General features: G+C 38.7%; 1 protein-coding gene and 1 pseudogene. One reads left to right on the forward strand and one right to left on the reverse strand.

The annotated features are described in order from the left end of the window. Positions 1-284 precede the first annotated feature (284 nt). Positions 285-803 (forward strand): hypothetical protein, encoded by a 519-nt coding sequence (locus tag ADK28_RS07210; RefSeq protein WP_152929655.1) that lies wholly within the window; start codon positions 285-287, stop codon positions 801-803. A 185-nt stretch (positions 804-988) separates the two neighbouring features. Here the strand turns inward: ADK28_RS07210 and ADK28_RS32710 are convergent. Further along, positions 989-1191: pseudogene (locus ADK28_RS32710) on the reverse strand (plasmid stabilization protein); the annotation flags it as partial.

The following is a 1191-nucleotide window of genomic DNA, read 5'->3' on the forward strand; positions in this document are numbered from 1 at the left end:
GTCGAGATAACTGGAACTCGTTTAATAAGTATTCGTACATCCATGAGTCAGGTTTCTATCAAGATCAATAATAGTGAGTTTTTTCGGTTACGGCTTTGCCTTCAGTGAAAAGCTGCTCCTAAGGACGCATAATCAGTATTCAGGAAGACCTATAAAATTGAGTTATTCGTTTTAACGATATATTTCAAACTCTCTACTCAATTGTGATATTGATTGTGTGTCAGTGGGGGTAATTAATTTGATATATCTAGATGTAATGTGTAAAACCAAGAGGAAAATACAGGGTGAAGGATTTTACTAGTATTGTTATAATTTCTACGCTTCTCCTTACCGGATGTTCATCACAGTTTAAAAATAACAAACCGTTGTACTTGAAAACTGAAATGCAGTCCCCTGTTTCAGGTGTAACCAAGTATGTAAATCCTGTAGATAGCTTGCTTAAGGAAAAAAGTGCTCGCCATTTCATACTCTATGCTTTACGCCCATTACCTGGTAAAGCTTATCGTGATGACTTCGATAAAAAATATACAGCGGCAATTATGTATATTGAGTTAATGAAAGTAAAGACAGGCTATATCGCTGAAATCAGTGGTGATATCAATTATTATGATGCTGTCCACTACGTGGACGAGAAATTGGTTGGAGATGTCATCAAGTCTGTGTCAATTCCGTTGAAAATTGTCACACTCAAAGACCAAAAACCAGTGAGCATTGAGCTTCCCAGAGGTATCAAATTTTTTGTTAATTTATCTGAAGATGCATTTATAGAAAAACAAACTGCCCCTAGTTTGTTACGTATATGACTGTCTAATGATAGGTAATTAGCATGATTCCAATAATAGTTAGAACATACATTCAAGGGTATATTTATGTCACTGATATTTATTGAAAAAGAAAAACCTCACCAGAAGGGGACGCCCGGCCACAAAGGCTGAGCGTCCTAGTTTATGATTCTTTGAAAGTGTAATGATATAACATCATTTCTTGCCTATTCAGGTAAAGAACCCGCCAGATTCTTTGCTGAAACGCTACTGGTTGGGGGCTTTACTACCGCTGGGCGTGGTTCTGTAACAATGATTCCTGGATGCTCTGGCTGTATATTCAGAAACGAAGACAGCATGGTGCGCAGGGTTTCCGGGCTAGTGCTGTCTGCCAGCAACGCGGCCAGTACCGATGGCAACCGGTTGTCTA

It is taken from the genome of Serratia sp. 506_PEND (assembly GCF_001076875.1).
Lineage (GTDB): Bacteria > Pseudomonadota > Gammaproteobacteria > Enterobacterales > Enterobacteriaceae > Serratia > Serratia marcescens.